The 25,494-nt window shown below is 51.1% G+C and carries 29 protein-coding genes and 1 pseudogene; 17 read left to right on the top strand and 13 right to left on the bottom strand.

The genetic code is table 11. The features are described from left to right. From BM231_RS06645 to BM231_RS06630, 4 genes are all read left to right on the top strand, one after another. A partial coding sequence (locus tag BM231_RS06645) for a hemagglutinin repeat-containing protein (RefSeq protein ID WP_208860130.1) occupies positions 1-2,740 on the top strand: 2,740 nt, incomplete at its 5' end. An 11-nt stretch (positions 2,741-2,751) separates the two neighbouring features. Beyond that, positions 2,752-3,201: a hypothetical protein gene (locus tag BM231_RS06640; RefSeq protein WP_093517823.1), complete on the top strand. Its 450-nt coding sequence runs from the start codon at positions 2,752-2,754 to the stop codon at positions 3,199-3,201. A gap of 243 nt (positions 3,202-3,444) precedes the next feature. Beyond that, positions 3,445-3,777 carry a MafI2 family immunity protein gene (locus tag BM231_RS06635; protein ID WP_093517821.1) on the top strand — a complete coding sequence of 111 codons (333 nt, stop codon included), beginning with the start codon at positions 3,445-3,447 and terminating at the stop codon, positions 3,775-3,777. 93 nt (positions 3,778-3,870) lie between these two features. Further along, positions 3,871-4,206 (top strand): hypothetical protein, encoded by a 336-nt coding sequence (locus BM231_RS06630; RefSeq protein WP_093517819.1) that lies wholly within the window; start codon positions 3,871-3,873, stop codon positions 4,204-4,206. A gap of 85 nt (positions 4,207-4,291) precedes the next feature. On the opposite strand, the gene BM231_RS06625 is transcribed toward BM231_RS06630, so the two are convergent. The 6 genes and pseudogenes from BM231_RS06625 to BM231_RS06600 form a co-directional block, all read right to left on the bottom strand. Next, positions 4,292-4,837 (bottom strand): recombinase family protein, encoded by a 546-nt coding sequence (locus BM231_RS06625; protein WP_093517817.1) that lies wholly within the window; start codon positions 4,835-4,837, stop codon positions 4,292-4,294. 134 nt (positions 4,838-4,971) lie between these two features. After that, positions 4,972-5,363, bottom strand: a pseudogene (locus tag BM231_RS06620) (Tn3 family transposase); the annotation flags it as partial. A 62-nt stretch (positions 5,364-5,425) separates the two neighbouring features. Then, positions 5,426-5,788 carry a phage terminase large subunit family protein gene (locus tag BM231_RS06615; RefSeq protein WP_093517815.1) on the bottom strand — a complete coding sequence of 121 codons (363 nt, stop codon included), beginning with the start codon at positions 5,786-5,788 and terminating at the stop codon, positions 5,426-5,428. Then, positions 5,781-6,344 carry a hypothetical protein gene (locus tag BM231_RS06610; RefSeq protein WP_093517813.1) on the bottom strand — a complete coding sequence of 188 codons (564 nt, stop codon included), beginning with the start codon at positions 6,342-6,344 and terminating at the stop codon, positions 5,781-5,783. The genes BM231_RS06615 and BM231_RS06610 overlap by 8 nt, the downstream gene beginning before the upstream one ends. Positions 6,345-6,387: 43 nt before the next feature. Next, positions 6,388-6,780: a DNA methyltransferase gene (locus BM231_RS06605; protein ID WP_093517811.1), complete on the bottom strand. Its 393-nt coding sequence runs from the start codon at positions 6,778-6,780 to the stop codon at positions 6,388-6,390. Positions 6,781-6,888: 108 nt separating this feature from the next. After that, the gene (locus tag BM231_RS06600) at positions 6,889-7,740 is read right to left on the bottom strand and encodes a ParB N-terminal domain-containing protein (RefSeq protein WP_139226340.1); all 852 of its coding nucleotides are present in this window, start codon (positions 7,738-7,740) and stop codon (positions 6,889-6,891) included. An 85-nt stretch (positions 7,741-7,825) separates the two neighbouring features. Here BM231_RS06600 and BM231_RS06595 point away from each other — a divergent pair, with 85 nt between their 5' ends. The 3 genes from BM231_RS06595 to BM231_RS06585 all read left to right on the top strand — a co-directional run bounded on the left by BM231_RS06595 (position 7,826) and on the right by BM231_RS06585 (position 9,445). Then, positions 7,826-8,239, top strand: a complete 414-nt coding sequence (locus BM231_RS06595; protein ID WP_093517807.1) for a hypothetical protein — start codon at positions 7,826-7,828, stop codon at positions 8,237-8,239. A gap of 687 nt (positions 8,240-8,926) precedes the next feature. Further along, on the top strand, positions 8,927-9,130 hold the full coding sequence (locus BM231_RS06590) for a hypothetical protein (RefSeq protein WP_063297189.1): 204 nt from the start codon (positions 8,927-8,929) through the stop codon (positions 9,128-9,130). 93 nt (positions 9,131-9,223) lie between these two features. Beyond that, positions 9,224-9,445 (top strand): hypothetical protein, encoded by a 222-nt coding sequence (locus BM231_RS06585; RefSeq protein ID WP_093517805.1) that lies wholly within the window; start codon positions 9,224-9,226, stop codon positions 9,443-9,445. A 254-nt stretch (positions 9,446-9,699) separates the two neighbouring features. On the opposite strand, the gene BM231_RS06580 is transcribed toward BM231_RS06585, so the two are convergent. From BM231_RS06580 to BM231_RS06560, 5 genes are all read right to left on the bottom strand, one after another. Continuing rightward, positions 9,700-9,963 (bottom strand): hypothetical protein, encoded by a 264-nt coding sequence (locus tag BM231_RS06580; protein ID WP_093517803.1) that lies wholly within the window; start codon positions 9,961-9,963, stop codon positions 9,700-9,702. A gap of 357 nt (positions 9,964-10,320) precedes the next feature. Then, the gene (locus BM231_RS06575; protein WP_093517801.1) at positions 10,321-10,707 is read right to left on the bottom strand and encodes a DUF6362 family protein; all 387 of its coding nucleotides are present in this window, start codon (positions 10,705-10,707) and stop codon (positions 10,321-10,323) included. 8 nt (positions 10,708-10,715) lie between these two features. Continuing rightward, positions 10,716-11,045: a hypothetical protein gene (locus BM231_RS06570; protein ID WP_093517799.1), complete on the bottom strand. Its 330-nt coding sequence runs from the start codon at positions 11,043-11,045 to the stop codon at positions 10,716-10,718. 16 nt (positions 11,046-11,061) lie between these two features. Continuing rightward, positions 11,062-11,778: a helix-turn-helix domain-containing protein gene (locus BM231_RS06565; protein WP_093517797.1), complete on the bottom strand. Its 717-nt coding sequence runs from the start codon at positions 11,776-11,778 to the stop codon at positions 11,062-11,064. Beyond that, positions 11,775-12,029 carry a helix-turn-helix transcriptional regulator gene (locus BM231_RS06560; protein WP_093517795.1) on the bottom strand — a complete coding sequence of 85 codons (255 nt, stop codon included), beginning with the start codon at positions 12,027-12,029 and terminating at the stop codon, positions 11,775-11,777. The genes BM231_RS06565 and BM231_RS06560 overlap by 4 nt, the downstream gene beginning before the upstream one ends. Before the next feature lie 495 nt (positions 12,030-12,524). Here BM231_RS06560 and BM231_RS26845 point away from each other — a divergent pair, with 495 nt between their 5' ends. Further along, entirely contained in the window at positions 12,525-13,142 is a 618-nt protein-coding gene (locus BM231_RS26845; RefSeq protein WP_139226339.1) for a hypothetical protein, read from the top strand. On the opposite strand, the gene BM231_RS06550 is transcribed toward BM231_RS26845, so the two are convergent. After that, positions 13,042-14,412, bottom strand: coding sequence for a tyrosine-type recombinase/integrase (locus tag BM231_RS06550; RefSeq protein ID WP_093517791.1), 1,371 nt, complete (start codon positions 14,410-14,412; stop codon positions 13,042-13,044). The two genes, BM231_RS26845 and BM231_RS06550, sit on opposite strands and share 101 nt — an antisense overlap. Positions 14,413-15,251: 839 nt before the next feature. On the opposite strand from BM231_RS06550, the gene BM231_RS06545 reads away from it, so the two are divergent. The 9 genes from BM231_RS06545 to BM231_RS06505 all read left to right on the top strand — a co-directional run bounded on the left by BM231_RS06545 (position 15,252) and on the right by BM231_RS06505 (position 22,935). Continuing rightward, positions 15,252-15,767, top strand: coding sequence for an Hcp family type VI secretion system effector (locus BM231_RS06545; RefSeq protein ID WP_057465969.1), 516 nt, complete (start codon positions 15,252-15,254; stop codon positions 15,765-15,767). Positions 15,768-15,926: 159 nt separating this feature from the next. After that, positions 15,927-16,157, top strand: a complete 231-nt coding sequence (locus BM231_RS06540; RefSeq protein ID WP_208860129.1) for a hypothetical protein — start codon at positions 15,927-15,929, stop codon at positions 16,155-16,157. Next, the gene (locus BM231_RS06535; protein WP_093517789.1) at positions 16,157-17,053 is read left to right on the top strand and encodes a hypothetical protein; all 897 of its coding nucleotides are present in this window, start codon (positions 16,157-16,159) and stop codon (positions 17,051-17,053) included. Before BM231_RS06540 ends, BM231_RS06535 begins: the two co-directional genes overlap by 1 nt. Next, positions 17,050-17,589, top strand: coding sequence for a hypothetical protein (locus tag BM231_RS06530; RefSeq protein WP_159437952.1), 540 nt, complete (start codon positions 17,050-17,052; stop codon positions 17,587-17,589). Before BM231_RS06535 ends, BM231_RS06530 begins: the two co-directional genes overlap by 4 nt. 43 nt (positions 17,590-17,632) lie before the next feature. Further along, positions 17,633-19,729, top strand: coding sequence for a type VI secretion system Vgr family protein (locus BM231_RS06525; RefSeq protein WP_139226337.1), 2,097 nt, complete (start codon positions 17,633-17,635; stop codon positions 19,727-19,729). 8 nt (positions 19,730-19,737) lie between these two features. Then, the gene (locus tag BM231_RS06520) at positions 19,738-21,024 is read left to right on the top strand and encodes a hypothetical protein (RefSeq protein ID WP_093517777.1); all 1,287 of its coding nucleotides are present in this window, start codon (positions 19,738-19,740) and stop codon (positions 21,022-21,024) included. Positions 21,025-21,106: 82 nt separating this feature from the next. Continuing rightward, entirely contained in the window at positions 21,107-22,249 is a 1,143-nt protein-coding gene (locus tag BM231_RS06515; protein WP_139226336.1) for a hypothetical protein, read from the top strand. Between the two features lie 25 nt (positions 22,250-22,274). Further along, entirely contained in the window at positions 22,275-22,565 is a 291-nt protein-coding gene (locus BM231_RS06510; RefSeq protein WP_084403809.1) for a PAAR domain-containing protein, read from the top strand. After that, on the top strand, positions 22,558-22,935 hold the full coding sequence (locus BM231_RS06505) for a hypothetical protein (RefSeq protein ID WP_093517773.1): 378 nt from the start codon (positions 22,558-22,560) through the stop codon (positions 22,933-22,935). Before BM231_RS06510 ends, BM231_RS06505 begins: the two co-directional genes overlap by 8 nt. 1,234 nt (positions 22,936-24,169) lie before the next feature. Here the strand turns inward: BM231_RS06505 and BM231_RS06495 are convergent. Continuing rightward, positions 24,170-25,435, bottom strand: a complete 1,266-nt coding sequence (locus BM231_RS06495) for an NAD(P)/FAD-dependent oxidoreductase (RefSeq protein WP_093517771.1) — start codon at positions 25,433-25,435, stop codon at positions 24,170-24,172. Positions 25,436-25,494: the final 59 nt, after the last annotated feature.

The raw sequence follows: 25,494 nt of genomic DNA, 5'->3' as shown, positions 1-25,494 counted from the left end.
CATCTCTGCGCTGGAAGAAAGCACGTATAGTTTCAGCAACTCAAAACATAAGGGTTTTCTATCCGGCAAAACCCGTCGCCGGGAGACGTCCAGCACCGAACAGGTGGGAACGGTGGTCGCAACTATCGGTGATCTGGACATAAAATCAAACACGGGCTCCGTTGATATCACCGCCTCTGCGATTTCCAGTGAAGCAGATGTCACTCTGGAAGCAGCCAAAGATGTTAATCTGAACACCGCAGAAAACACGTTCCAGGAAGATGTGCTGAAGAAAAGCCATGGCTTCTTTGCAGAAGTTGGCGGAGGAACCGCAACGGTTGGCTACAAATCAGAAAAGCACAAGTTCAACACAGATGTGACCACTCACGTTGTGTCCTCTGTTTCCGGCGAGAACATCACCATCAAGGCTGGTGAGGATGTGAATTCCACCGCTGCTGTCCTTAATGCTGACAATGACCTGAGCATCACCGCAGGCCGCGATATCAACCTTGAGGCCGTCAATGACAATTATGAGCACTCCGAGAGCCACCAGGTTGATACTGTTGCTCTGAGTGTCAGTGTGTTCGAAAACGTTTCCGGTGCAGTGGAAACACTGGTGGAGACGCCAAAGGCTGCAACAGCTGGCAAGGGCAATGTTGGATATCAGGCGATCACTGCCGTCTCCGCTGCCGTGAAAGCAGCCGAAGCCGCAAACACTCTCGTCGATATAGCACAAAATGGCGGGACGGTTGCTGGGATCACCAACAGCCTTACTGTTTCTAGTGAAAAGAGCAGATCGCACGAGGAAAGCTCAGCTGCGAAAGTCTCTGTGCTCAATGCTGGCAATGATCTGACGCTGGAAGCTGGCGAGGATATCACCAGTAAAGGCGCTCAAATTGATGTTGGCGGGGATGCCACCCTTGATGCGGGCGGCGAGATCGTACTTGAGGCTGCTGACAACACCATGGCAAGCTCCGGGAAGAATTCGTCTAAATCCGCAGGTATCTCGGTCACAGCAGGGGTCAGCCGGACAGGTGCCATATCTGTCAGTGCTGGGGTCAATGCCAGCATTCAAAATGGCAAACACGAAAGTGAGCAGAGCTATAAAACCAACAGTAAACTGAATGTGGCAGGCAATCTGGACCTGACGTCCGGTTCGGACACCACGCTCAAAGGCGCGCAAGTCACAGCTAAGACAGCTGATCTGGATGTTGGCGGTGATCTGAATATCGAGAGCATTCAGGATACCGGCAGCAACTCATCCTCCTCAGCAGGTGCTTCCGGTGGGATTTCCTACGACTTCATGTCAGGCAATGTCTCCGGCAATCTTAGCGTCAATGGCAGCAAAGGCAAAGGTTCCAGGGCCTGGGTCACCGAGCAAACCGGTATTGTCACGGAGGAAACCCTTGAGATTGATGTGGCTGGCAATACCGATCTCACAGGCGGGCTGATTGCGTCCGATACGGACGAGCTGACCCTTTCCACCGGCACACTCACCTTCAGCGATATTGATGATCACGACAAGCAGTCCAACATTGGCGGCTCCGTTGGCGTCAACTTTGCCGTGCCGGGCTCAAAGGAGCCAGACAAGAACCCTGATACCAAATCTGACGATCAACCAGCAGAGGATTCCTCAAACAAGACCGGCAACCAGGAAAGTAAAACAGACCCATCCTACGGCGGCCAGTTTGAGGGCAGCTACGCCAACCGCGACAAACGCCAGATCACTCGCGCCACCATCGGCGAAGGCGAGATCATCATCCGTGATGAAGACAAACAACAAGAGCTGGAAGACAGCGGTGAGACGGAGAATGTTGCTGAGCTGAACCGAGATGTCGACCTCGCCCAGGAGATCACAAAGGACGAAGAAGAATATGTCGGCGTTTATGTCTCTGATACGGCAGTGAAAGCAGCAATCGAAGCAGGAGAGAAACTATCTGAGTTTGCGCACAAACAGATCGAAGCACTCTCAAGAGAAGAAATTTTTACTCCAGAAGAACAACAAGCAGCAAAAGAGATCGCCCCTTATCTAGACAATCCTGAAATCCAAAAGCAAATTCTTCTTTGCGGATCGGCTCCGACACAATCGAGTTGGAATGTATGGGATCTGTTTATTTCGTCTGCGCATGCGCAAGCCGTTATGAGAGCCTGTGCTATTGGCGGTGTTGCAGGTATGCCAGTTACGCGTATCCCACCTAAGGTTGCCGAGGGTTACGCAGACATGCTGAGCAAATGGCTAATCGAAAAAAGCCCGGTTACCTTAATCGCTTTGGGGTTAGCTGTAGTCCTGTCTGATGGAAGAATTGTGCTCACATCTGAAAATGGCGACGAGCAAAATGATAATGATGTTAGTGAGGTTGACGATACTTCTCCGTCGACCCCTCCAAATCAACCTGATCCTGAGGATAACAATGGGGCCAAGGACCTCGTTGGCAAGGCGTTTGAAGAGTTCCTACAGCGAACACTCAATAATGGACGCGAAGTCGGTGTAAAAAAGACACCTTATTCCTCAAGAGATATCGATGCTTCATATACTGACGATTTTGGCCGTGAAGTTTGGGTAGAAGCAAAATCTGGGGAGTATTGGAATTATATTGCATCTGATGACGCAGCCATGAACAAGTTTAAATCAGATATGGCAAGAGGAAAGCAGGTAGCCGACTATCATATGAAGGCCTATGAGTTACATTCAAATACTCCAGTACCTCAAAAATTGAAATCCTGGCTATTGAAAAAAGGCATAAGTGTATTTGAATACTAAAGGAGTAATAGATGAGTAGTGACCGAGGGGTTGTCATCGTTTCACTGAGACGAGATATCGAGGCTCATTGTTTAAGAAAGATGATTGACCAATTTGAGGAAGAAGGCAGAGTTACCTCTGTTCTTGGAAAGGCGCTAATTATTCCAGTGGATGCAGATGAGTTTGAGTGGTCAGTTGAATTTGTAAATAAAGACGATCTTGACGAAAATTTTGAGACGAGATTATTTAATAGCGAGAATTTAGGCTTTTCACTTTATCAAGAAACCGACAAGAACGCTGAAATCATCACAGTACGAACAAATGGTAAAAGAAATATCCTTTTCGATATTCCTGCTGATGGTCGTACTCTGCAAGATACAGAGGTATCGGATTTTAGTTTTTATCTAGAGCAAGTGATTAGGCCGCTGAAGTCTGTGTTCAATGACTTCTCGATATCATGCAATCAATATATTAACTGTTGAAATACACACAGATAATGGTGAGATATTTAGGTTTGGACTTTGACCATCATGCTGAGTTTCTGCATGGATCTCCCCATTGGGCAGATTGCTCTCCCAGATGGCTTGAAGGATATGAAGGCGTAACCGGATTCGACAACAATCCTGGTTCTGGACATCTGGATCAACCATCAAATGTCTTTCTGATAAAAGGGACTAAGAAGCCAAGTGTAGTTCCAATAATCCGGATTGGAGAGCAATAAATTAATGAAACCGTCTTTAAGTGATTGGGCTTGGCTCACACATTGTGTGTGTCAAGCAATGCTCGGAAATATCAGTACTAATCTACTTCATGTCCAGTTGCATTACATCCCGTCTGGTCCTTGGGTATTAAGATTCTACGTTTTGAACGAACATGAATTTCAAGAAGATGCTGAAGATATTATTGAAGAAATGGGGGTACAAATAGACTCTGCTTCCAATTTCTTAGCTCCTCAAAGCAATAAGAAGGTGATTGGCGAGATAATATCAAATATGCCTGAAAAATATGAGAGACAGTCAGAAGTAGTCAGGTGGATATTCTCTCGAAAAAAAGAATAAGGTTATTCGGTATATTGGGGCCGCGAAATAAACATTTGAAAATGTTCGGATACCTTGTCTAACAAAAACAAGAGCCGCAGCGTCTCTACGGACATGAGCATCACCCTCAACTGTGGCAACGTCAATGGCGGTAATCGAAGCGGGTATGAAGTTAAACCCTTTGAACCCGAGTTGGATAAGATGAAGTTAGAATGCCATTGGGATGAAATTCATTCGTTTATTTCACTAGGAGAGCACAAAAGATTTGTAAAGTGGATCAAAAATCAGGTGCATCAAGGTAACTGTGAAGAAATATTTGATAAAGATGAAGCTCGCGACCAATGGAGAGTTCGGTACTTTAAATGTAAGTCAACAGATCAGCTTTGGAAAATAGCTTGCCCTGATCCCGGTTATTTTTCTGGCTCATGGTTGCCAGTGGAGAACAAGTAAGCTTGGGTAAGTAAACATCAGATTGAGATATCAACAGTTAGAATCTTCGAACATTTTCCATAAAGAAAATAGGTGCAAAGAGTGATTATCCTTGGTTCTTCACCTTGTATACTGTCCCTCTTGAGATACCAAGTTCACGGGCAATGACCGTTGAGCTCTGGCCAGCAGCAAGCCGCATTTCAATCTCATTCTTATCGATCCGCGGTGGCCGGCCTTTATAAACACCTCTTTTCTTTGCCGCCGCAATGCCTTCCGCTTGTCGCTCCCGCCGCAGATTGGTTTCAAATTCAGCAAAGACACCAAGCATATCGAAGAAGGCTTTGCCTGCTGCCGTTGAGGTATCGACAGGCTGTTCGGTTGCATAAAGATGAGCGCCCTTGTCTTGCAATCGCCGTGCGATAATCTGCAGGTCGTGCATGGATCTGGCGAGCCGATCAATGCGAGTGACCACCAAAGTTTCATCAGGGTGGATGAAGTCCAAAATTGTCTGTAACTCAACACGGTCTTTGAGATTTCCGCCGCTCTTCTGTTCTGTACGGATCAGATGACAGCCGGCCGCTTCCAATGCATGAACCTGGGTTTCTAGGTTCTGGTCCGTAGTAGAGGTGCGCGCATATCCGATGCGGGACATAGATCTGTTCATTTTGGGTGTGTGATGAGCCTTCTTTACTCACTAACGCAGATCATACCCAAAATGAATACGGAATTGAGTGCTATGAGTGGTCACCAATAATCCTATTATGGGTATACCCAAAATACGCCGAACTACGCTGCCAATCGACTGTCAAAGTCTATTCGCTGTTCCATATCAACCTCGAACCGGCCATAGGGATTGATATGACTGTAAATCAGCGGTGTCAGACCTCGGTAGTCTTCAGCAGCTAGATGACCTGCCCAAACAGGGTCAGAGAGCACTGACTGCACCATACAGGTATTGACGTAAACCAATGAGGCCTGCAGCAGATGTAAGGACAGAGCTGAGATCTCCTGATCCTCAACTCGGTTGCTGGCAATCTCTCTCCCCTTACCGAAAACACAAAGCCATTGGCACTATTCCAGTTCTCAACCACATTGAGCCCTTCGTTGATTTCGCGGCGATAATTTTCTGAGCGTAAGTAATGGCACAAGAAGGTTGTCTTGATAGCTCGGCCAAGTTCACCTCTATCTACTTCTCCTGTTCATGACATAATGTTAGTTTAAGGAGCAACATCCACTTACACTACCTGTCCAGATTTCTCAGACCTCTTCTCTTGGCAGTGGTCTCATTAGCTTGCACGGCTAAAAACGGAGCGGGCGCCACCTCCATGGTGTGCCCGATCCAGTTGATGCCGGCTTCCGTCGCGCCAACCTGAGCAGATTTGGCAAAGATGATTTTCTGAGCCCAGTGACTGGGCGAAAGCGCATCCATAATGGTGCGCATAAACGGGGTGCGCGAACTTGCATATTTGCCGGGCTCTGCTGCGCCCTTTGAGGACAGGTAGCGTTTGGCATCAGCCCACTGCGTAACTGTGAGAGCTGGATCCGGGGCCAGTCCCGAAAGCCAGGCGGTTTGAATGTCACTTGTGCCCTGATACTCACCCACCGAGCTCTATCTTGACTTCAGAAAGCCGGGCTAAGTGGTCACGAATGACCTCATGAAGTAACTGTTCCATCTTATGAGCATCGACGCCAAGCTCCGCTGCCATATTGGCGGCAACACGGGCTGGAAGCTGCAGCCGGGAGTCTCGCTCTTTACGTACCAGATCAAACACATGGTTCACCGCAGCCTGGCGATCGATGAGCTCGCCCTTCAGTTGCTGCAGGAGCAACTTGGAGCGCTGTGCCTTTAGGGCCTCGTTAGCGGCACGTGCCTTGGCATAGGTAATGCCCTGGGAGGCGCCGATGGGATCCGAACCTTCGGAAATGGCAGGAGCTGCCTTAGGTTCGGACGGACGTGTCCCTGAACGCTTTGGCTGTCTGCGTTTTGCGCTGTCTGTGGATGCAGCCCACTGCGCATCCGCTCTGGCTGGATCAATGCTCCCGTCTGCCTCTAGCGTGATCCTTCCGGCCTGGATTGCCTTGCGCACGGCCATATCAGTGGTGCCGGGCAACCCGAAAGCTTTGCGATGCTCCGCATATGCCCGCCGAGATAATCCCATAGCTCCAGTCCATGCATTTGCTGTTCATGTTGGTGGATGAGGTTCAGGCACTTACAAGAGTGCGGATATCGTCGAAGCTGCGGCCATCACCTGCAAGAGTAGCTTGTCTACCGGTGTACTCTTGCCAGCGGGCCACAATCACATCGCAGTATTTGGGATCAAGCTCCATGAGGTGTGCCTTGAGCCCTAACTTTTCGCAGGCAATCAGTGTGGATCCTGAACCGCCAAACGGATCCAACACTAGATCGCCATGGTTAGCTGAGTTCTCCAACATCTGCTGGACGAGGGAAACCGGCTTCATGGTTGGGTGCTCAGCGCTTCTTATCGGTTTATCATGGTGAATAACGGTGCTGTTGAGCGATCGCATAGTCATGTTCTCCCCTTCAACGATGACCACCTGATCACCCAAGTCGATCTGCAGACTACCATCTGGCATTACCCGCAATGATTTGCCATCGTCCTCGAACACAGTCGTATTAGTGCGCCCGCCATACCAGCTGTGAGAGGCTCCAAGTTTCCAGCCGTAGAGGATAGGTTCGTGGCGCTACTGGTAATCGGCGTGCCCAATCACCAAAGCCGGTTTGACCCAGATGAGGCAGCTGGACAGTTTGAAACCAGCCTCTACAAAAGCACGCCGGAAACTCACGCCTTCAGTCTCTGAATGCGCCACATAGATAGGCGCTCCAACACGCATGACCGAGGCAGTGCAGGAGAACGCATCCAGCAGGAACTTGCGGAACGCCTCTTTGCTGAGGTTGTCGTTCTTGATCTTTCCTGCCACACTCTCGTAGTTCACGTTGTAGGGCGGATCGGTCCAAACCGCATCGACCAATGCATCATCGCATAACGAGCTCAGCTGATCCGAAGACGTGCTGTCGCCGCACATGATCCGGTGTTCACCCAACAACCAGATGGTACCAGGGGCTGAGGCACGAACTGGCTCTGGTGAGGAAACATGGTCCTCGTCACCCAGTGGAGGTGGCGGGGCGTCATCCCCTCCAAACCCTAAAAGCTCGCCAAGCTCCTCATCGGAAAACCCCAGGACATCGAGATCGAAGCTGTCATCACTGAGCGCAGCCAGTTCTTCGCGGAGCAAGGCCTCGTCCCAACCGGCATTTTCCGCGATCCGATTATCGGCAATGACGAGGGCGCGACGCTGCACTCCAGACAGATGTGTGAGTCGGATAACTGGGACTGCTGCAAGCTTCAGTAGTTGTGCGGCCAGCAGGCGTCCATGACCAGCGATGATATTGTTGTCAGCTCCAACTAAGATTGGGTTTGTAAAACCAAACTCAGCAATAGAACTTGCAATCTGAGTAATCTGCCAATCGGGATGTGTTCTTGCATTGTGCACATAAGGTACCAGTGCCGCTATTGGCATCATCTCGACTTGCAAGTTGTTCTCCTACTAAAGGCAAAGGGAGCTAATTGCAGCATATTGTTTTTTGTTATGTGCTTAGAAATTGAGATGAGGGGCTATCGTGTTTGAAAAACAAGTTTCACGTAAGGTTTATCGATATCCCTCATCAAGGGCAGCTCAGTTTCTAAACGTGGCACTTTGCTTGAATGCTTCGGGAACTGAGCAAGACTGGGAACTCGAATTATCTAACGCAGAGCGCATTGACGAGTTTGTTACGTTTTATCATGAGCAAGAATTGGACTTTGAGATCAAGCAAGCACTTGCATCTTTGATAATTTCCTCTTTCGAGGATGCTGACTGGCATTGTGAAACAAACGCTCAGTTGTGGACATGCTTTCGAGGTTTAGCTCACTCTGAGCCTCATGTATTCGGTGCGGTGGTGCGATACTGGGTATGGCTAGGATCAAGATCAACTCGTCTGAGCAGGCAACTAAACGAGCTTCAGGTTGAGCTTTATGCGTATGCCATAAAGTAATGAATGCTTAGCGCGGGTGCGAACCTAAGGTGCGAACCCAAAACTCAAGGTTCGCACCCAGAAGGCGAACTCTATGATCTGAGTGCTATCTCAAATTCATTTGATCTTCTAAAATCTTGAGTTGGATATGTCGCAGTGTAGCCCTCTCATTCGTTTCCGCTAGGTGCGAACCGCGAACCCAAAGTGCGAACCCAAAATTTTGGTCTGTGACTGGCGATCTGGTGCGCAAAGCCCCACCGCATACGATTGCGGCTCGGAAGGACCCAAAAGCCGGGGTCGGGGAAGCCTGGTATGGGATTGCGAGGAGGATATTGCGCGGCTTGACAGCAGGCGGAGGAGGGGGCGCAGCTTCGCCGAGCATAGCGATAAATTGCCCGAGAGAGCCCGATTCTGTCGCGCCAGAAGTACAGGGTTATTTGTTGGGGAGTGCGGCGCAAGGCAGCTGAACCCAGCCGAACGCGGGTGCGAGACGACACTAGCCTGCAACAGGCGGCACGAGCACGTAAGGCACCTCTTGTTTTAAAGCGCGCACCAGCCACACTTCGCAGGCGCCGACACATCCGCAAAACCAACGGTATGACAGCTCAAGGCCCTTGATTGTGCGGATGGGTATGGCATTCCGCGGTACCCAGATAGGAGCGGGCTAGACATGTGTAGAGAGCACAAGCGTCAAGAGGAGCAAGCGCCATGCACGTCACGTATATCTACACAGAACACCCCCAATGGGGTTCCGATATCCTACGCTACACCAATGAGGAAGTCCGCGAGATCTTTGGTGATGAGCTTGCCGAGGAGCTGTGGGCCGGCAAGATCATATTACACCGCGGGGGTGCCTACCTGGACATGCTGAGCGCCGCTAGAGACAAACTGGCCGCTGAATTGGAAAGCTAAGCCTATCACCTCACAAGAAGCCTGACCCCGCCAGCAGTGCGGGGTTGCGATCGTGAAGGCGGGCAGGGTGCCTGCTAAAGTGGAGGAAGTTCTATGAGAACCAGCACAATCAGGATTGCAGCACAGGACTTAGCCAAAGCGGGTTTTAACGCAAATCGACCATATGAGGCCTGTGATCTGATTGCCATCGCACTCGACGACAAAGCCGCGGTCAAGGCACGGGTCAATGCAGACAGCATGACGCTTACGGTGGAAGTGAATACCAACCAGCTTCTTGATGCAGCAAACACACTGCGAGAACTCGGGCTGATTTGAGCCAGGTAGATTTTAGGATATGGATTGTACCCCGCCTTGTGCGGGGTTTGCCTTTTGGCAAGATTGATTTCACCAGAAGGTTCGTTTGAGGCAAAGGAGGCGTGGGCACCCCTTCCGGGTCTCTAGTGAAACACCTTCCCGGTCTATGGATGATCATTGGAAACTCTGGTCAAAATCGAAAAGGCCTGAGAGGCACTGTGCCTCCCAAGCCAGAATATTCCATGAGAGGCAGAGCCTCTCGGCATTCCATGTTTTTAGTCTTTTGAGACTTCCAGTGCGCAAGGTTCAAGCAGCTCTGAGATCTTCTCGCTACTTATCTGCGCATTCTCTATGTGATTGCGCACAGTATCAAACAGCGTCAGCAACGCTTCATATTCCTGAGTATGCTCCATGCGTTCGCTCATCACCACGCTCATGGAATAAACTAGATTTTTGAGGTGGTTGGTCGATAATCGAAGCTGATCCACTTCATTGCGAAGGGACGTATGGGCACATTTCTCTTTACCAGTTTCTGTCATTTCAAGCCCTCTACTTTGGGTGTTGAACAACCACTCAGCAGAAGGTTTGTGACAACCCACTGGTGAGCGGGAGGTTCACAACCTGCAAGTAGACAGGCGGGTTTATTCCCCCGCGAAGGGGTATTATATTCACCGCCCTCCCGCCCATAAGCGAGAGTTTGCGTAAGGAGAGCTAACTCCAAACACAAATTGACCGCCGAATAACGGCAGCGGTGACCGCTACTTGAAAGAGGTTGTGATGCCTCAAGAGGACCATGCGATGATTGGCGCAAGGTGTCAATGCAAGGAAACCGAATTCCTCCACAAACCCATGGCATTAGCCGGTCATGAATGTAGAGGGTAGAAGTGCCGGTGACTTCACCTTCGCTTGTTTATAGCGCGCTGTATGGTCAAAACAGCCGCCACAGCACGCCGGTGAGCGGTAGAACGGGTGAGCCCGACCTGAATGCAGATGGGTCGCCAGCAGAAACCCTCTGCCCGCATCCAGAGTATTTTTCTATCATCAGGTTCAGGAACGTATCGTAGCCAATCAATGCCTTCCTCCATGAGTTGAATGTCTTTGGCGCTGGGCACCGCCCGGATTTGGGTCTTGTTGTAACCATAGGCTTCATGAACATCATGGATGACCTGCGGCCAGGTGTTGCCGTCCCGCCGTGGTGTTGATCTTGGTGGGTTGGGAAGTCTCCGCAAGGTGCTGGCCGCAAGTTCAAGCCGGTCAACGATCTGTGTGGTGGTGAGCACCATATGATCCTCTAGGTGGATGCTTTTGAGGTGACTTGTGCTTCCAAAACACTGTGCAGCACGCGGATGTGGAAGTTCCGGGCTGCCATGATGGGCTCAGTAAGGGCAATCAGTTGGCCAGGTGTGGGAGCAATTGTTTTGGAACTGCGCCGCCAGCTTTGGCAAACCGCAAAGATCACATCGGTTGGGTAACTGCCTAGATCCTGGATCCAATCCTCAATCAGTTGTGTGATGGCCTCTGGTGAGAGCCGCTTTTGCGGATAGTGGTTGAGAAGCTGCCCAACTGCCAGGCTCACTGGCTTTGACCCGCCGGGTGCGTTGGCCTGTGTGAGTGTACTCAAGAGCTGCTCCAGTTCCTCAAATTCCTGAGCCGATCTTGGTGCCTGCCTCCGTTCTGGCCGGGATGCTATCAGTTGCTGCAAGAGCCTCATCCCAGGCTCTCTGCCAAACATGGGAAATGGATTTTTTGCGTTTGGAGGGTTCATGGGATCGAACAGATTGCTCATGGAATTTCTCCTTGGCTTGAAGACCTGCCTGCGCTTGAGGTTTTGCCCGATGTTGCTCACAGGCCGTGTTTTGGGGGTAAGGGGGAAAAGGTTCTTTTGATGGTTCTAAATGACGGTTCAAGGGGGGCACCACGTGCCGGTTGGTAGCGGCACCGCATGCCGGTTGGTGCGGCACCACGTGCCGGTTGTTGGTGGGGCCTTCCGGCACTCCATGCCGGTTGATTGTTCTTGGTTTGATCTCCGGTAGGTTTTCTAGGGCTGGATGGTCATTTTGATTGGGAATAGGTCTTCGCCCGTCAAAGCCAGTGAGGACGAAAATATCGGACCTGCGAGAGCCATTGGCACGGCGGCGTTGGTAGCGGGTGATCAGCCCCAGCGCTTCCAGGTCATTCAGGCAGTTGCGCAGCTTGCGCTCCGAGCAGCAGCACGCCTCCAGCAGAGTGGCTTGCGAGGGCCAGCACAGGCCGTACTCATCTGCAAAGTTGGCGATGGTGATGAGCACAAACTTCTCGATCGGATCGGAAACTTGAGAACACCCATAAGCCCAGCTGATTGCTTGAACGCTCATAGGTTCGAAATCCTGTTCTCACGGATTTCCTTTTGCTTGAGCCACTCGATGACAGAGGCGCGGCGATAAAACACCCGCCTGCCAGTACGCACACACGGCGGGCCAATGCGCATGGTCTGCCAGCGGCCCAGCGTATCAACACAAACACCAAGCTCTTTGGCCAGCTCGGCGCGGGTCATCCAACCATCAAGAATGGCCTTGGGTTGTGTCTGTTCAGGTTCAAGTTCCGGGGTATGGACGTTGTCTTCCATGTGCTCCTCCAAAGCAGGACCGCTCGGGCTCAAACGGTTTGCGGAAAAGCTAAGCATGGAGAGCAAATGGGCGTATAGGCGTTCAAAGGCAGTGAAAGGCGTTCATAGGCGTTCAAACATTAAGGCAACGCCTATTGAGGACAATCGGACCGTTTCCTGAGGCTGCTCCCCCGATGCATCGGAGGCCTCAAACCAAAGGTCGCAACTGCCCCTGTGAGTTCATGAAGATTTGGAATATCCCATAGATATCAATGGTCAATTTTCGAATTCGAGTTGCAGCAAAAACCTTCAGTATTTCAAACAGTTGATATTCTGGTCAAATCAACTCTGCTGGACGTGCTGATTTGAGAAACTGGCCTGTTGTAAGCCGGTAAAGGTCTTAAGTTTTTCTGGAAATAGCCTGACCTAAACGGCAGGCTGAATGCGAACTACATGCGGTGATGTGTTCTTTGATGAGGCCCAATAGAAGCTGGATGCCACAGGAGAGGGATACCAATGACGCTGCCATCAAAAGAGTATTTCACAGTTTTTGAAGCCGAGGCGCGTTGGGGCGTTCCTCTTGCCACCATTGCAGGTTGGGCGGAAGCACGGCGGTTTCGCCTTGTTACCAGCACGCCACTGGTTGTGTGCGGGGCGCAAAAAGTGTGTGGGATGGTGGAGCTGTGCGGATCGGACTTGTTCAAAATGCTGGGAACTGCGGGAGTGCCTGCACGCGCCTGCCTTGTGCACCGCGTGATCCCTTTGCGCAAGAAAGATGCTGAATTGCTTTATGTCACCTGCCCAAGGCAAGGCCTGGCAGTACAGCCCGATGAGCTTTGGATTCCAGCGGCTGATCTTTATCGCTTTGAAGAAAAACATGCTCTTGGTCAGTGTAGTGGCAGGAGTGGCAATCGGGGTGGACGTGAACCGAAGTATGACTGGGAAGGGATGTGGGCACCGCTGTGTGTGCATCTTTTTACGGAAGGCGTCCCAAATACCCTGAATGAGCTCGCCAGTGCGATGCAGGACTGGTTTATTGAGGTCTCTCCAGCCGGAGAGGCGCCTGATATGAGTACCATCCGTCGCCGTATTCAGCCTCTTTGGCAGGCACTGAAAACGGCACGGGAGAATTAGCAGTCAAGGTTGGTGCAGAAAAGATAGGTGAGGTTGGAGGAGGTGGCACAACTTGCTGTGTGCTTCGGCGTGGCTTGGCGGTCACATAACCTGCAACTGCATTGACGCTTTCACGCAAAGGCGATTCCATCAGATGAGCATAGCGCTGGGTTGTACTCATCTGAGTATGGCCTAAGAGCCTGCCGATTACTTCAAGTGAAGCGCCACCAGAGACAAGTAGAGACGCAAAAGTATGGCGAAGATCATGAATGAGAACATCGCAGATCTCTGCCTGTTTCAAAATGCCTTGCCAATAACGGCGCATTTCATGAACAGGTTTGCCAGTCCCATCTCCCGGAAACAGCCAGGGGCAGTCTTCAGAGACAACGGACTGGCGTCTCCTCACCAGGTCAGCGACCTCAGGTGATATAGGCAGGCGATGGATACGCTTCTGTTTGGTATTGGTTGCTGGTTTGAACCAAGTAAGCAGTTCGAGGTTGAACTGCTCAAAGCGGGCAAATCTTACTTCGCCCAGACGTGAGCCTGTGAGAAGGCAGAGGCGGATCACATCAGCCCCGCGTTTGTCTTCGCTGTTCTCTAACGCTTCAGACAGACGGTTGATCTCATCAAGTGACAAGAACCGCTCGCGGGCATTCTCTAGCCTCTTGTGGAATCCTTGTGCCGGATTGTCAGGACGCATCTTCCACTGCACAGACAGATTGAACATTTTGCGCAAGATCTCGCCCAGACGATTGGCGCGGATCGGTGTGGATTTTGGTTTGCTTCGGCGTTTGAGTTTCTTTGCAGGACGATGCCGCCCAGCGGCCACGTTGCTGAGCAGCTTGTTGACGTCCGCAGGTGAAATCTCGCGCACCAGAAGGTTCTTCCATTGTGGCAGTACCAGCTTAGTCAGCATGGAAATCTGGTCTGCCTGATTGCGGACGGCAAGTTTGGGCAGATGTTCATCGATATAACGCTCAATAAGATCGCTCACACGCGGGACAACACGTTCTGCCTCCCGGTTGCCCAGCGGGTCGCAATCAAGCTCAATCTCCCGGCGGATGGTTTTGGCTCGCTCTCGTGCTGCGACCACACTCCAGGCTGGCCATTGGCCGATGGTGTAGCGACGCTGCCGACCATTGACGCGGTAGGACACGTTAAACGCCTTGGTACCAGACTTATAGATCACCAGCGCAAAGCCGGGCACCACGCTGTCAAACAGTTGGTATTGGCGCACCGTGGGCTTCGCGTTGCGAGCAATCTTTTCTGTAAGGCGCTGACGACCTGGCACAATCTACTCCCCCTCACATAACATCCAAGTAATGCGTAGTGTGTCAGCCCTTGCAAGATCTAAGTCTTATGGTTTGGCGCACTCACACTTGCAGAGAAGTCTAATCGGAGCAGGTCTTGAGCTTATAGGCGTTCATAAGCGCTCAAAGGCAATGAAAGGCGTTCAAAGGTGGTGAAAAGTAGAAGGGGGACGGATAAGGCGCCAGATCAGGAGCAAAATCACCCCTGCGAAAAACTGGAAGATGAGTAGCGACAAGCAGAGCACCCAGCTTCAACTAGATTGCAGGTCAGGCATAATGCTGAGCGATCTTCATCGGAAGGTCAGTTTTCGCTGGCAGGGGCCGACAACTGCGCTTCTGAAAAGAACTGATTTGAAGGGCATTTAGGGCGCGAAGGGGCTCTCATACGGCTCAAATAGTGCGTTGCTTTTGAGGGGTTATCCTGATTTTCCCTTATATTTCAGGGGTAGGCCATTGTTGGTCAGGATTGGGCCAAAATTGGCTCGCTGTTTTCTTATATTTATCAGATGCTTATCTTGGGTTTGGGAGTTGTAAGCCATCTTTGGCTCAAGCTTACGCAGCGGTATTTAGCTTAGTGCTCTGCAATCAGGCCAAATTTGCGCACGCCTCCAAGTTATTTTCCTTTGTTATTTCAATAGGTAAATCCGACCAAGTGTGTTCTCCTCTTTTGCTTTCCCACTCTGGCATGCAAGTTGCACTTGTGTTGGTACGCTGTCGCAGACTGGGGTCTGGGGCCGTGGCCCATTGTTGTCAAATGGGGTTCATTTATTTGTTTTGCTGCGTCGTTCCGCAATCGGAGGGCGCTCACCAGGAGCATACTATGCCAACACCCGCTTATATCACCATTGAAGGGTCAACTCAGGGGCCAATCACTCAGGGCGCGTTTACTGAAGATTCTGTCGGTAACGTGTGGCAGGAAGGCCATGAAGACGAGATCATGGTGCAGGCCATTGATCACACCGTCATCATTCCTCGTGATATCCAGTCCGGCCAGCCAGCTGGTCAGCGCGTGCACACTCCGTTCAAGTTCACCTGCTCCATGAACAAGTCCATCCCGCTGCTGTATAATGCGCTGGTCTCTGGTGAGATGTTGCCTAAATGTGAAGTTAAATGGTACCGCACCAACTCTTCCGGCAAGCAGGAGCATTTCTTCACCACTTCCTTTGAAGATGCGCTGATCACCAACATCGAGTGTGGCCTGCCACATTGTCAGGATCCAAAGAACGCTGACTTCACTCAGCTGATCACCATTGAACTGTCATACCGCAAAATTATGTGGGAACACACAGTCTCCGGCACCTCTGGTGCTGACGACTGGCGCGCACCTGCTGCTTAAGTCTCTATTCTCATTGAGAATGAAAGTCAGATCCGGGCCAGCTTTGGCCCGGACACTGTCTATGGGCGAGTTCACACTAGGCAGTCTTTGATTTGGGCCTGATCTGCGGAGTTGGAATATGCAACCTGTCTCTAGCAAAGCCTCAGCCACTGAGCCGTGTTGTGGCGGCGGCGCAAGGTAGAGGCGATTGCAGAAGCTGCTCCCAAGGAAACCGATCCGGCAGGCACAGCGCATGTGGTCTTGCAAGGCCGTGACCGGCCTGAACGCTCGTCAGATGCGCTGCATGAAGACCTGTCTGAAGAGCTGGAGATCCGAGGCTTTCTGGATCAGTTTCCTGGTCACCGCTTGATGGTCAAACCCGGGGATCAGCCGCACAAGGAGATATTCTGATGGTCTATCCGCTGGCGGAACAGAGATTGGCGCAGCAACATAGTGCCGCTCATGATGTAAATCCGGTTCAGGATGAGGCAATCGCGGTCTCTCTTGAGGCATTTGCTCAGGCGATCGTGGATGCCCATCAAGGCATGGCGCTTATGACCGGTGGTGCTTTAGATCTGGCCACATTGCCCGGCACATTGCTGGACAGCCGGTCTGGACATCAGCTTTTGAAAGAGATCGGCATTAAGGGGCGTTATTACACAAAGATAGCCAATGGAAAGACCTACGTGATCTTCAAGGGCTATCCTGCCGTGCGCGAGGTTCTTAAGGGGACACGGTATCTGTCGTCCTCTCCAAAGGTTGTTGCTTTTGGAATTGGACCAGAAGCTATTCGGGCAGGTGGCCGGGCGAATGCGGTGATCATGATCACCTGTTATGTGGCCCTGGATATCATGCAGTTCATCATGAGCGATACGCAGCTTTACAGCGAACTGTTTGCCAACATCATTGTTGATGTAGCGATCGGGGCTGTTGCCATTGGGGCTGGTATGGCGGCTGCAGCTGCTGGCGCGCTTCTGGCAGGTGCTATTACGACAGTTGCTATTCCTGCCCTTGCCATTACGGCTGGTGCCATTGTTGTTGGCATGGCAGTAGGCATGGCGCTTGGACAACTGGACAAGATGTTTGGCCTGCGAGAAAAACTATCTGCTGCCTTGCGCTGGACTGGTGAGGCTGTTGAGCGCGGCCTTCAGAAAACCGGACAAGTCATTCGTGAAGCACAAGTTTCCATGCGACAGAAGGTGGAAGAGCTTGAGCGCCGCAGCAATCGGTTTTTCTATAATCTGGAACGCGAGACCATCTGGCACTTTGGCGGCCCTGATCTTTATAACCAGATCTACAGGCGGTGATGATGATCAACTGGTACATCAATAAAACCGTTCATTTTGGCCAGTGGATTGGCCGGAATCCGCGCAGAGCACACGGGTTTGCAGCAGCGCTTGATCTTTTGATGGTGTTTTTGGTGTGGAGTACGGTCTCTGACTTTCTTTATGCGCAGCAGGTCATTGAACTCCGGCAAGATAACTTTGAAATTGCTCATGGGATCCAGGCTTTGGCTCTTGGATCTGTTGCTATCCCCATTGCTCATTTTGTCTTCACGCCCTGGGGCCATCAACGGCTGCAATGGCCTGTCAAAACATATCTCATTCTTATTTTCGGATCGCTCCTGATCTTTGCGATCGCCGGTAATCTATGGGCGCAATCAATTGGACAAAGAGCGCGAGACGAAGGGTACTTACTCTGCCAGAACGAGTTCTTCGCGCCAGCAAAATCCTTCCATACCTACGCGCGTCCGGGCACTTTATGTCCCGTTGATGAATGGCATGCCAAACCCTATCCGCCGCCGATGGTGATGCGCCAACTCAATTCGCCTGATCACTCCTAATTCTTACACGTCCTTTGTTTTTCCTTTTGCCAGTGAGTTTGTTATGAATGCTATTGTCCAAATCCCGCAGCTCTTCCAACAACAAGATCTGGCCTTCACCTTTGCAGCACCAGCGCAGCCGGAGGCCGGATTGCTGGTCACCGGGTTCTCAGCAACGGAGCGTCTTAACGGGCTCACGCAGATCCAGATTGAGCTTGCCAGTCCCGATAATGCGCTGGACTTGCATAGCCTGCTGGATACGCCCGCAACGCTGACCATTCATCATAAATACGAGGGCCTACGCCATCTCTCCGGGGTGATCGCGGAGATTGCCCGCGGCAATGAAGGCCATCACCGCACCAGTTACTCGCTCACCCTGCTGCCTAGCCTGCACCGTTTAGCCCACGGCTCTGACTGCCGGATCTTCCAGAAGAAAAGCGTGCCCGAGATCGTCAAGATCCTGCTCAAGGAGCACGGCGTCGAGGATGTGAAGTGGGATTTGACCGAGCCTCATGAGGCCCGCGAATACTGCGTGCAGTACCGGGAAAGTCACTTAAGCTTTTTAGATCGCATCACCGCTGAGGAAGGCATCTGGTACTACTTCACCTATGGTGCCAACGGCCAGCATACGCTGCACTTCATTGATAACCCGCAGATTGTCTCCGAGCTGCCAGACCAGCCCAAGCTGGAATACAACGCCATGGCCGGCGGGGCGGTCAAAGGCGTCTATTGCAACAGCTTTGTCCTGCGTGAGCAGCTGCGCGCCACCAGCTTCATGCAGCGCGACTACTCATTCAAGAACCCACCTTACAACCAGCAACACACCCATCAGCGCGGTGAGGACAACGGCTCAGCCGGAGACTATGCGCTCTATGAGTATCCGGGACGTTACAAGGCGGATGGTGTCGGCAAGCCGTTCACAAAGCACCGGTTGGAGGCAGCCCGTGTGGAGGCCACCACAGGTCATGGCGCCACCAATGCCATCCACCTGATGGTGGGCCATCAGTTTGCCCTCACGGACCACCCGAACGGCGACTACAACATCAAGTATCATTTGCTTACTGTCTCGCATCAGGGCAGCCAGCCGCAAGCGGTGGCTGAGGAAGCTGGCAGTGGTACCACCACATACAGCGCCGGGTTTGAGGTCATGCCCGCCCGTCTGCCATACCGGCCCAAACTACACCAAAAGCCCTTGGTGGACGGCCCGCAGATCGCCCATGTCACTGGGCCGGAAGGTGAAGAGATTTACTGTGATGAACATGGCCGGGTCAAAGTCTGGTTCCCATGGGATCGCCATGGCGCCAAGAACGACACTTCATCTTGCTGGATCCGCGTGTCCTCCAACTGGGCCGGCGCCAGCTGGGGCCACATCGCCATCCCCCGCATCGGCCACGAGGTCATCGTAGACTTCCTCGAAGGCGACCCAGACCAACCAATCATCACAGGGCGGACGTATCACAACAATAACAAGAGTCCTTACAAGCTTCCTGACCATAAAACACGAATGTCGATCAAATCTGATAGTCACAAGGCAGAGGGTTTCAATGAGCTGCGCTTCGAAGATGAAGGCGGACGTGAGGAAATCTATGTCCATGCTCAAAAAGACATGAACCTCGAAGTCCTGAATGACCGATCTAAACGCGTTGAGAGAGACCAATCAGAAATAATTGGTAACGATAAATCGATCGAAGTTGGAGGCGATCATGACGAGGTCATCTCTGGAAACCTATCAATTGCGGTCGGGGATAACCCTTTATCGGCTACGATCATGGCCAAGACACGCCTTCTGTTCTCAAAGACCGGTAACTTGCTGGAAAAGATGAAAATTCCAGATCCTTTCAACTTCGCGAAAGGAAACATGCAGATTTTTGTCGAGAAGAACAAGTCAGAGGTTGTGAGCATCGCGTCCTCTGAAGTCGTTGGCGTCACCAAATCAATAGTTGCGGGCCAATCGCTTCAGCAGACAGTTGGCAAAGCCATGAGCACCATTGTCAGAGGACGAAAAGATATTGATGTCGGACAAATCATGAATGTTCGTGTTGGTGATCAGCTCACCATTCAAGTCGGCGAGAACTCTGTTTTGTCCATGTCCAAAGAGGGGAACATCCTTCTTAAAGGGAAGCACATACAGCTTGAAGCCGATAAGATTAATCTGAACTGAGGTGATCCATGTCCGAGATTAGAAGGATTTTAGATGATCACGTAGTTTCAGGCTCTGGGGCCTTGGAGTATGGCGGTGAGCAACTTGCCCAGGCACTCAAAGCATTGGGCAATGGCCTGCCGATGTATCTGGGTCGAGGACAATATCTTGCGTCTTTGGAAGAGCAAACTGATGTACCTCTGGTCCTCAAACCAGAGCATCTGAAGCAGGGCACTGAAGCTGCTGTGAAGATGTTGGTCTCCGATTTACCGCTTCATCAAAAGATTGCAGCCCAGCCGGGTAAGCAAGAAGAGTGGCAACCGGTATCAGCTCCTTCCCCGATCTGTACTAAAGACAATCCTACAGGAACTGATGTGTGGGAAGCCGTGGAATTTGCTCAAGGGCGTGAGACCAACATTGTGTTACCGCCCATACCTCCTAAAAAGGAGAAGGAGAAAAAGGAAGAAGGCTGGGAGTTTAAAGCGGAAGGACCAGGGCGTAAAACACAAGATGGCGGTGTTCAGACAGGTGTAAGAAGAGATGTTCGCGAATATATAAAATCAGGATATACCCGCAGGAATCCGAATGGGACACGCATTGTCGACGATGATTTTAAGGGAAAATGGGAAGACGGTTTTAGCATTGCGAAAGCTGGTGTCGAAAAGAAGCTGTTTGATGCATCCGTTGCTGACGGAAGTTTTGGTGGCAAGGAAGACTTCATCTCTGGCAAAGGTAAAGTGTTGAGTGCTTCAGGCAAAGCCGCAGCAGATGCAGAGTGGACAAGCAAGGGGCTGAAAGCACAAGCTGGCGCTGAAGCGAAGGGAAGTTTTCTTGAAGGCTCTGCTGGAACAGATGAAGACAATCTGATGAGTGGCAAAGTTGAAGGCTCTGCTGTATCGGCAAAAGCCGAGGCTAAAGCAGAAGTCGTCTTAACGGCAGAGCAAGCCACATTAGGTGGAAAACTTGGGGCAAGTGTGCACCTGATTGAGGCAGCATTTTCGGGCAAAGTGACTATTACCCCCAAACGCGTGGTCGATCCTGCGATTCAGGTTTGGAACTATTTCGTTGAAGATGATGTGGAACCGCTGCATGAGTGTTGGGATATCGGCATTACAGGAGACGCTAAAGCATCTGGTCAAGTGGGGTTTGGGGCTGAGGCCGATGGTAAAATAGGTCATGAGAAGGGTAACCTGCGGGCTGAAGCTGGAGCAAAAGCGACCGCTGGCGTTGGTGGTGGTTTTAAAGTTGGTTTGGGTACGACTGGAGTTGACAAATACTTGGATGGAACCTGCAACTGGAAACCAGACTGGTGGTAATTAGGAACAAGAAAACATGGCGAAACACTCTCCAATATTTTTGTTGGTATTCATTATTTTTATGAGTTTAGGAAACAGCACTATGGCTGATGATGATGCCATCAAATTCGCTCTTGCCCAATCGGATCAGAACAAAGTTAAGTTTAGCTTTGCGGGAAGCTCACTGAATCTTTCGAGTAGCTCTCCGAAAGATTTTATCTGGAACAAGACCAATACACCTGTCAAAATTTTAGATAAAGCTCAGGTCTTTAGCGAACTTACTGAAGAATATATCGGCTACGATCCTCTTAATCGGGACCGACTGGAGATTCGATTATATACGGCCAAAATCATTCCTGAACGAGTTGCTCTTGGTGTTGGATATGGCAGGCTTCTGGCTTCTAAATGGGGTGCACTCAATTTTGGGGAAGTCACTTATGATCATGACTTTGGAGAGGTATTGGGTGGAGACAACTCAAGCGGTGTGATGTTCGTCAATCGCATCTCTGTCATGCGTCGAGGAGAGCAAGTTCTCATCATCCGCAGCAAATTCGATGCTGACTACTTTGATCAATATAAAGACGCAATTGCGACCTTTGTTGGATCAATCGAACTCTCTAATACGTCCTCTAAGGACCCCATTGTTACCTCTCTTGAGGTTGCATACTTATTTAAGAACGATCCCGAATTTAAATTCAAATACTACATGCCTGATAACTGGGAAAAAGTGGTGCCACCAGACGGTCGTCGTGATCGAATGCAATTCGATTTTTGGAATGATCTTGGCGACAACTTAGGAAATTCAGGTGCACATGTCTTTATCATAAAACCTAGCGGAAAAACTCCAAAAGACCTCGGGCCTCCACCAGACCCAAATCGAGCAGAGAACATCGCTGGATATTATGCAAAGACGTTTATTGATAATTTCGCGCCGGATTCTCAATATCGCTTCACGGCAGTGGAACGAAGTAGTTTGCAAAAGTTCGAACAAATTACTTTCTACAACGAGCTCTTCAAGTTCTCTGTAGATCTTGAGCTAGAAGATAATCAAGGGACACTGCCTCTGATCGTTTCGGTTATGGTGACCATCGGGGATGATGGGACCGTGAACACAAGTGTTGTTCAGACGACCGAGTACTCAAATGACTATCGGTTTGGCACAAAGGAGCACGCTGAGTTTACTCATCAGCTTTTAATAGATGCTCAAGAAAGCTACTGGAAAACCAGAGCTAACCAACATCACTAATTTATCAGTTCTGGAGGAAATGTGTATGCCTGCAGCATATCGTAAGGGGGATATTGCCTCCGGTCACGGGTGTTTCCCGCCCACGCCATCTGTTGCTGGGAGTCCTAATGTGTTCGTCAACAAAATTGCTGTTGTGCGGGTCGGAGATGGGGTTGCTGCTCACGGATGCAAGAAATGCCCGTCACATGGCAGGGCTATGGCTGCGGGCTCCGGAACTGTCTTCGTAAATGGCCGTGCAGCATGTCGGGTCAGTGACAGCGTTGGATGTGGTGGTTCTGCTGCGGCAGGATCAGGGAATGTGTTTTTTGATGGCTAGCAAAGAAGATAACAAGATCGGGGCATTCGACTTGGGGGAGGGCCTCACACCAGTGGATGTATGGCAAGGCCTACACGCCAGCGAACCTCTCTGGATTGCATCTGCGGGCGTTGACGGTGGCAACGAAAATCAGACCCGTATTGACGAAACAGATCTAAGCCTTCTGAAGAAACTGGAAACTTTCCCTGCGAAAAGATGGGCTCAGATGTGTGATGGCATCGGTTGGACAGCGCTTGGTGCAACTGCATTGTCTTGGTGCCAGAGCTCTAACAATCAAGCCTTCAAAGTCGCATGGTCGAATGCAGTGAAAGACGAAGAACTCAGCGATAGTCAAATGCGTGCATTAAAGCTGGCAAAGGCTCACGATTGAGATGATGCTCGTTTCACCTGAGTTAGTGTCGCAAGAGTATCCTGATTGCCTTTACGTCCTGTTCAAGCGTTGGGATGACGGAAACTAAAAGTTCTGCGTCAACACTACGTCAACCGCCCTACGCATTTTAAGCTGTACATAACGCCGTTTGTTGTCGTGTATTTCGTTAACGTTTTGTGAAAGTTGCTAAGTGGTATCAGCCGCTTGTGGGCTAACTTATTGAAAGATAATAATAGTAGAGTTTGCTACATTAGAGGCTCATAACCTGAAGGTCGTAAGTTCAAATCTTACCCCCGTAAACAAATATTAAACCCGCTAAGCCAAAAGCTTAGCGGGTTTTTTGCTGCCTAGATTCTGAAAACATTACAACACGTATAATTGCAGCCTAGCTGTCCTTTCTGAATGACTTGTCGCCATAGACGAAGCGGGGGCCACGGCCGTAGCTGGAGGCGGCGTCGCCAGCGTTGTAAAGCTCGCATTTGTCCAGAGACAGGCAACCGCATCCCATACAGCCTTCCAGTTGCGATCTCAAACGCTCCATGCGGGCGAGGCGCTCGTTCTGATGTACCTTGAATTGCTGGCTCAGCCGTCGCCATTCAGCTTTGCTCGGCGCCCGGCCCGGCGGAAGCGTCCCAAGCTGCGTCGCGATCTCCTTGTTGGTGAAGCAGAACGTCTAAGTGATCAACGCAAATGATAGGCAGCGGATGTCTGCGCATGAAGCGGCGTAGTACAGTATGTGTAGTACTAAACGCAGTCGAAATGGTGTTACGTTCTTATCTGCGTTCGTTTGTGTTATTGGAGTTGAGATTGCGTTTTTATGTCTGTCGGATAACTTCAGCAAACATCGGCTCTGCACTCAAGCCACAAAAGGGGATAGAAAAAATCTATCCCCCTACCTCGGATGGTGTTGTTGAAACGCTATGTAATGCACTCCGAGGATAAGTGATTTGAGCTTTTCAAATCTCGGATGCTGTTATCAAGCAACTGCCCAACTCCATCTTGCCAGTTTTTGAGTTCCTCACACTTGCTGAAGTTACTTAGTGCCGTCCTAATACGCATTAAAAGCAACTGCTGTGACTATCCTGTTACACTCAAGAGGCGAGGCTTACTGCGCCCAGAACCTTAAGCTCTCACAAGTCATTTATCACCCGTCAGTAGCTAGGTACAACTAGCCATACCAAGCAACTTGCCGAACACCCCAACAAACCCGGGGAGCGCTCCACACTTGCATCCGTTACCCAAACATGTCCGCAGTCATGCCAGCGTACCAGCCGAGGCTTTCCTCGTAGGTTTGCTTGCGTAGGGCGTCGTCCTCGTTGTTTTGGGAGATGAAGCCGTCCACTTTTGCGATCTTCTCATCCGTGGCCACATAGCTCGCACCAACCTTCACGCCGTTGTCTGGTGAGATTAGCGACCAGCAGGTGTTGGAGAACCGTGGTTTGAACGCGCGTGAGCCGGTGAGGGCGTGGCGGATTGCCATGGCAGCAGCTTTGGCCTGACTGTTGGCAGAATAACCGGACTTCGGCATGTCGCCGTTCTGGGTCGCATCACCAAGCACATGAATGTTTTCATCCATCCGGCTCTGCAGCGTTGCCGGAACGATCGGACACCAACCTGCCTCATTGGTCAAACCAGCCTGCTGGGCAATGCTGCCCGCCTGCATGGCTGGGATCACGTTCACAACATCCGCTTTGATGGTCTCGTCTTCCAACACAATTTCCATGGTGTCCGGGTCAACACGCTGAACACCTCCGGTGAACTCGTCCGTTAGCCAGTCCACCATGCCTGCATAATGGTTCTCCCAGCCTTCCATGAACAGGCCCTGCTTGGAGAACTTCTCTTTTGGATCAAGAATGAGGATCTTGGCAGTCGGGTTCCGCTGTTTCAACACATGGGCAACCATGGAGACGCGCTCATAGGGGCCGGGAGGACAGCGGTACGGGTTAGGTGGAGCGACCATCGCAAAGGTGCCACCTTCCGGCATGGCCTCAATCTGTGCCTTCAGCAGCTGGGTCTGCGTGCCAGCCTTATAAGCATGAGGCATCTTGGTTTGGGCCGTTACGTCCCAGCCTTCAATCGCCCCTTTTACAAAGTCGATACCCGGAGACAGGACAAGGCGATCATAGGAAATGGCGTCGCCGCCGGCGAGCCGGACCACCTTTTTCTCGCGGTCTACGGCAGAAGCCCAGTCATGCACGACGGTTACGCCATATTCGCTGGCCAATGTACCATAGGAGTGTGCCAGCTTGGACATAGGTTGGAAACCGCCAATGGCCAGGTTGGAGAAGAAGCAGGTGTAGTAAGTACGGGAGGGTTCAATGAGGATCACCTCAATAGCACCATCCGAATCTTTGGCAAGGTAGCGGGCAGCGGTTGCCCCGCCAGCTCCGCCGCCAATGATGACCACACGGGGCCGCTTTTGCCCCACAGCGATAGGAGAGGACAAGAGCGCCGCACTTGCAGCTGCTGTTCCCAGAAAACGACGTCGGTTCAGTCTCATATGTCAATTCCTCCCCTAAAGCGTATGCCCGGAAGTATCTCCGGTTTTGATAGAAATAC

Origin of the sequence: Pseudovibrio ascidiaceicola (assembly GCF_900114245.1) — a bacterium.
Classification (GTDB): domain Bacteria; phylum Pseudomonadota; class Alphaproteobacteria; order Rhizobiales; family Stappiaceae; genus Pseudovibrio; species Pseudovibrio ascidiaceicola.
Note: the sequence above shows the minus strand (reverse complement) of the source record. Positions and strands in the feature narration are given on the sequence as shown.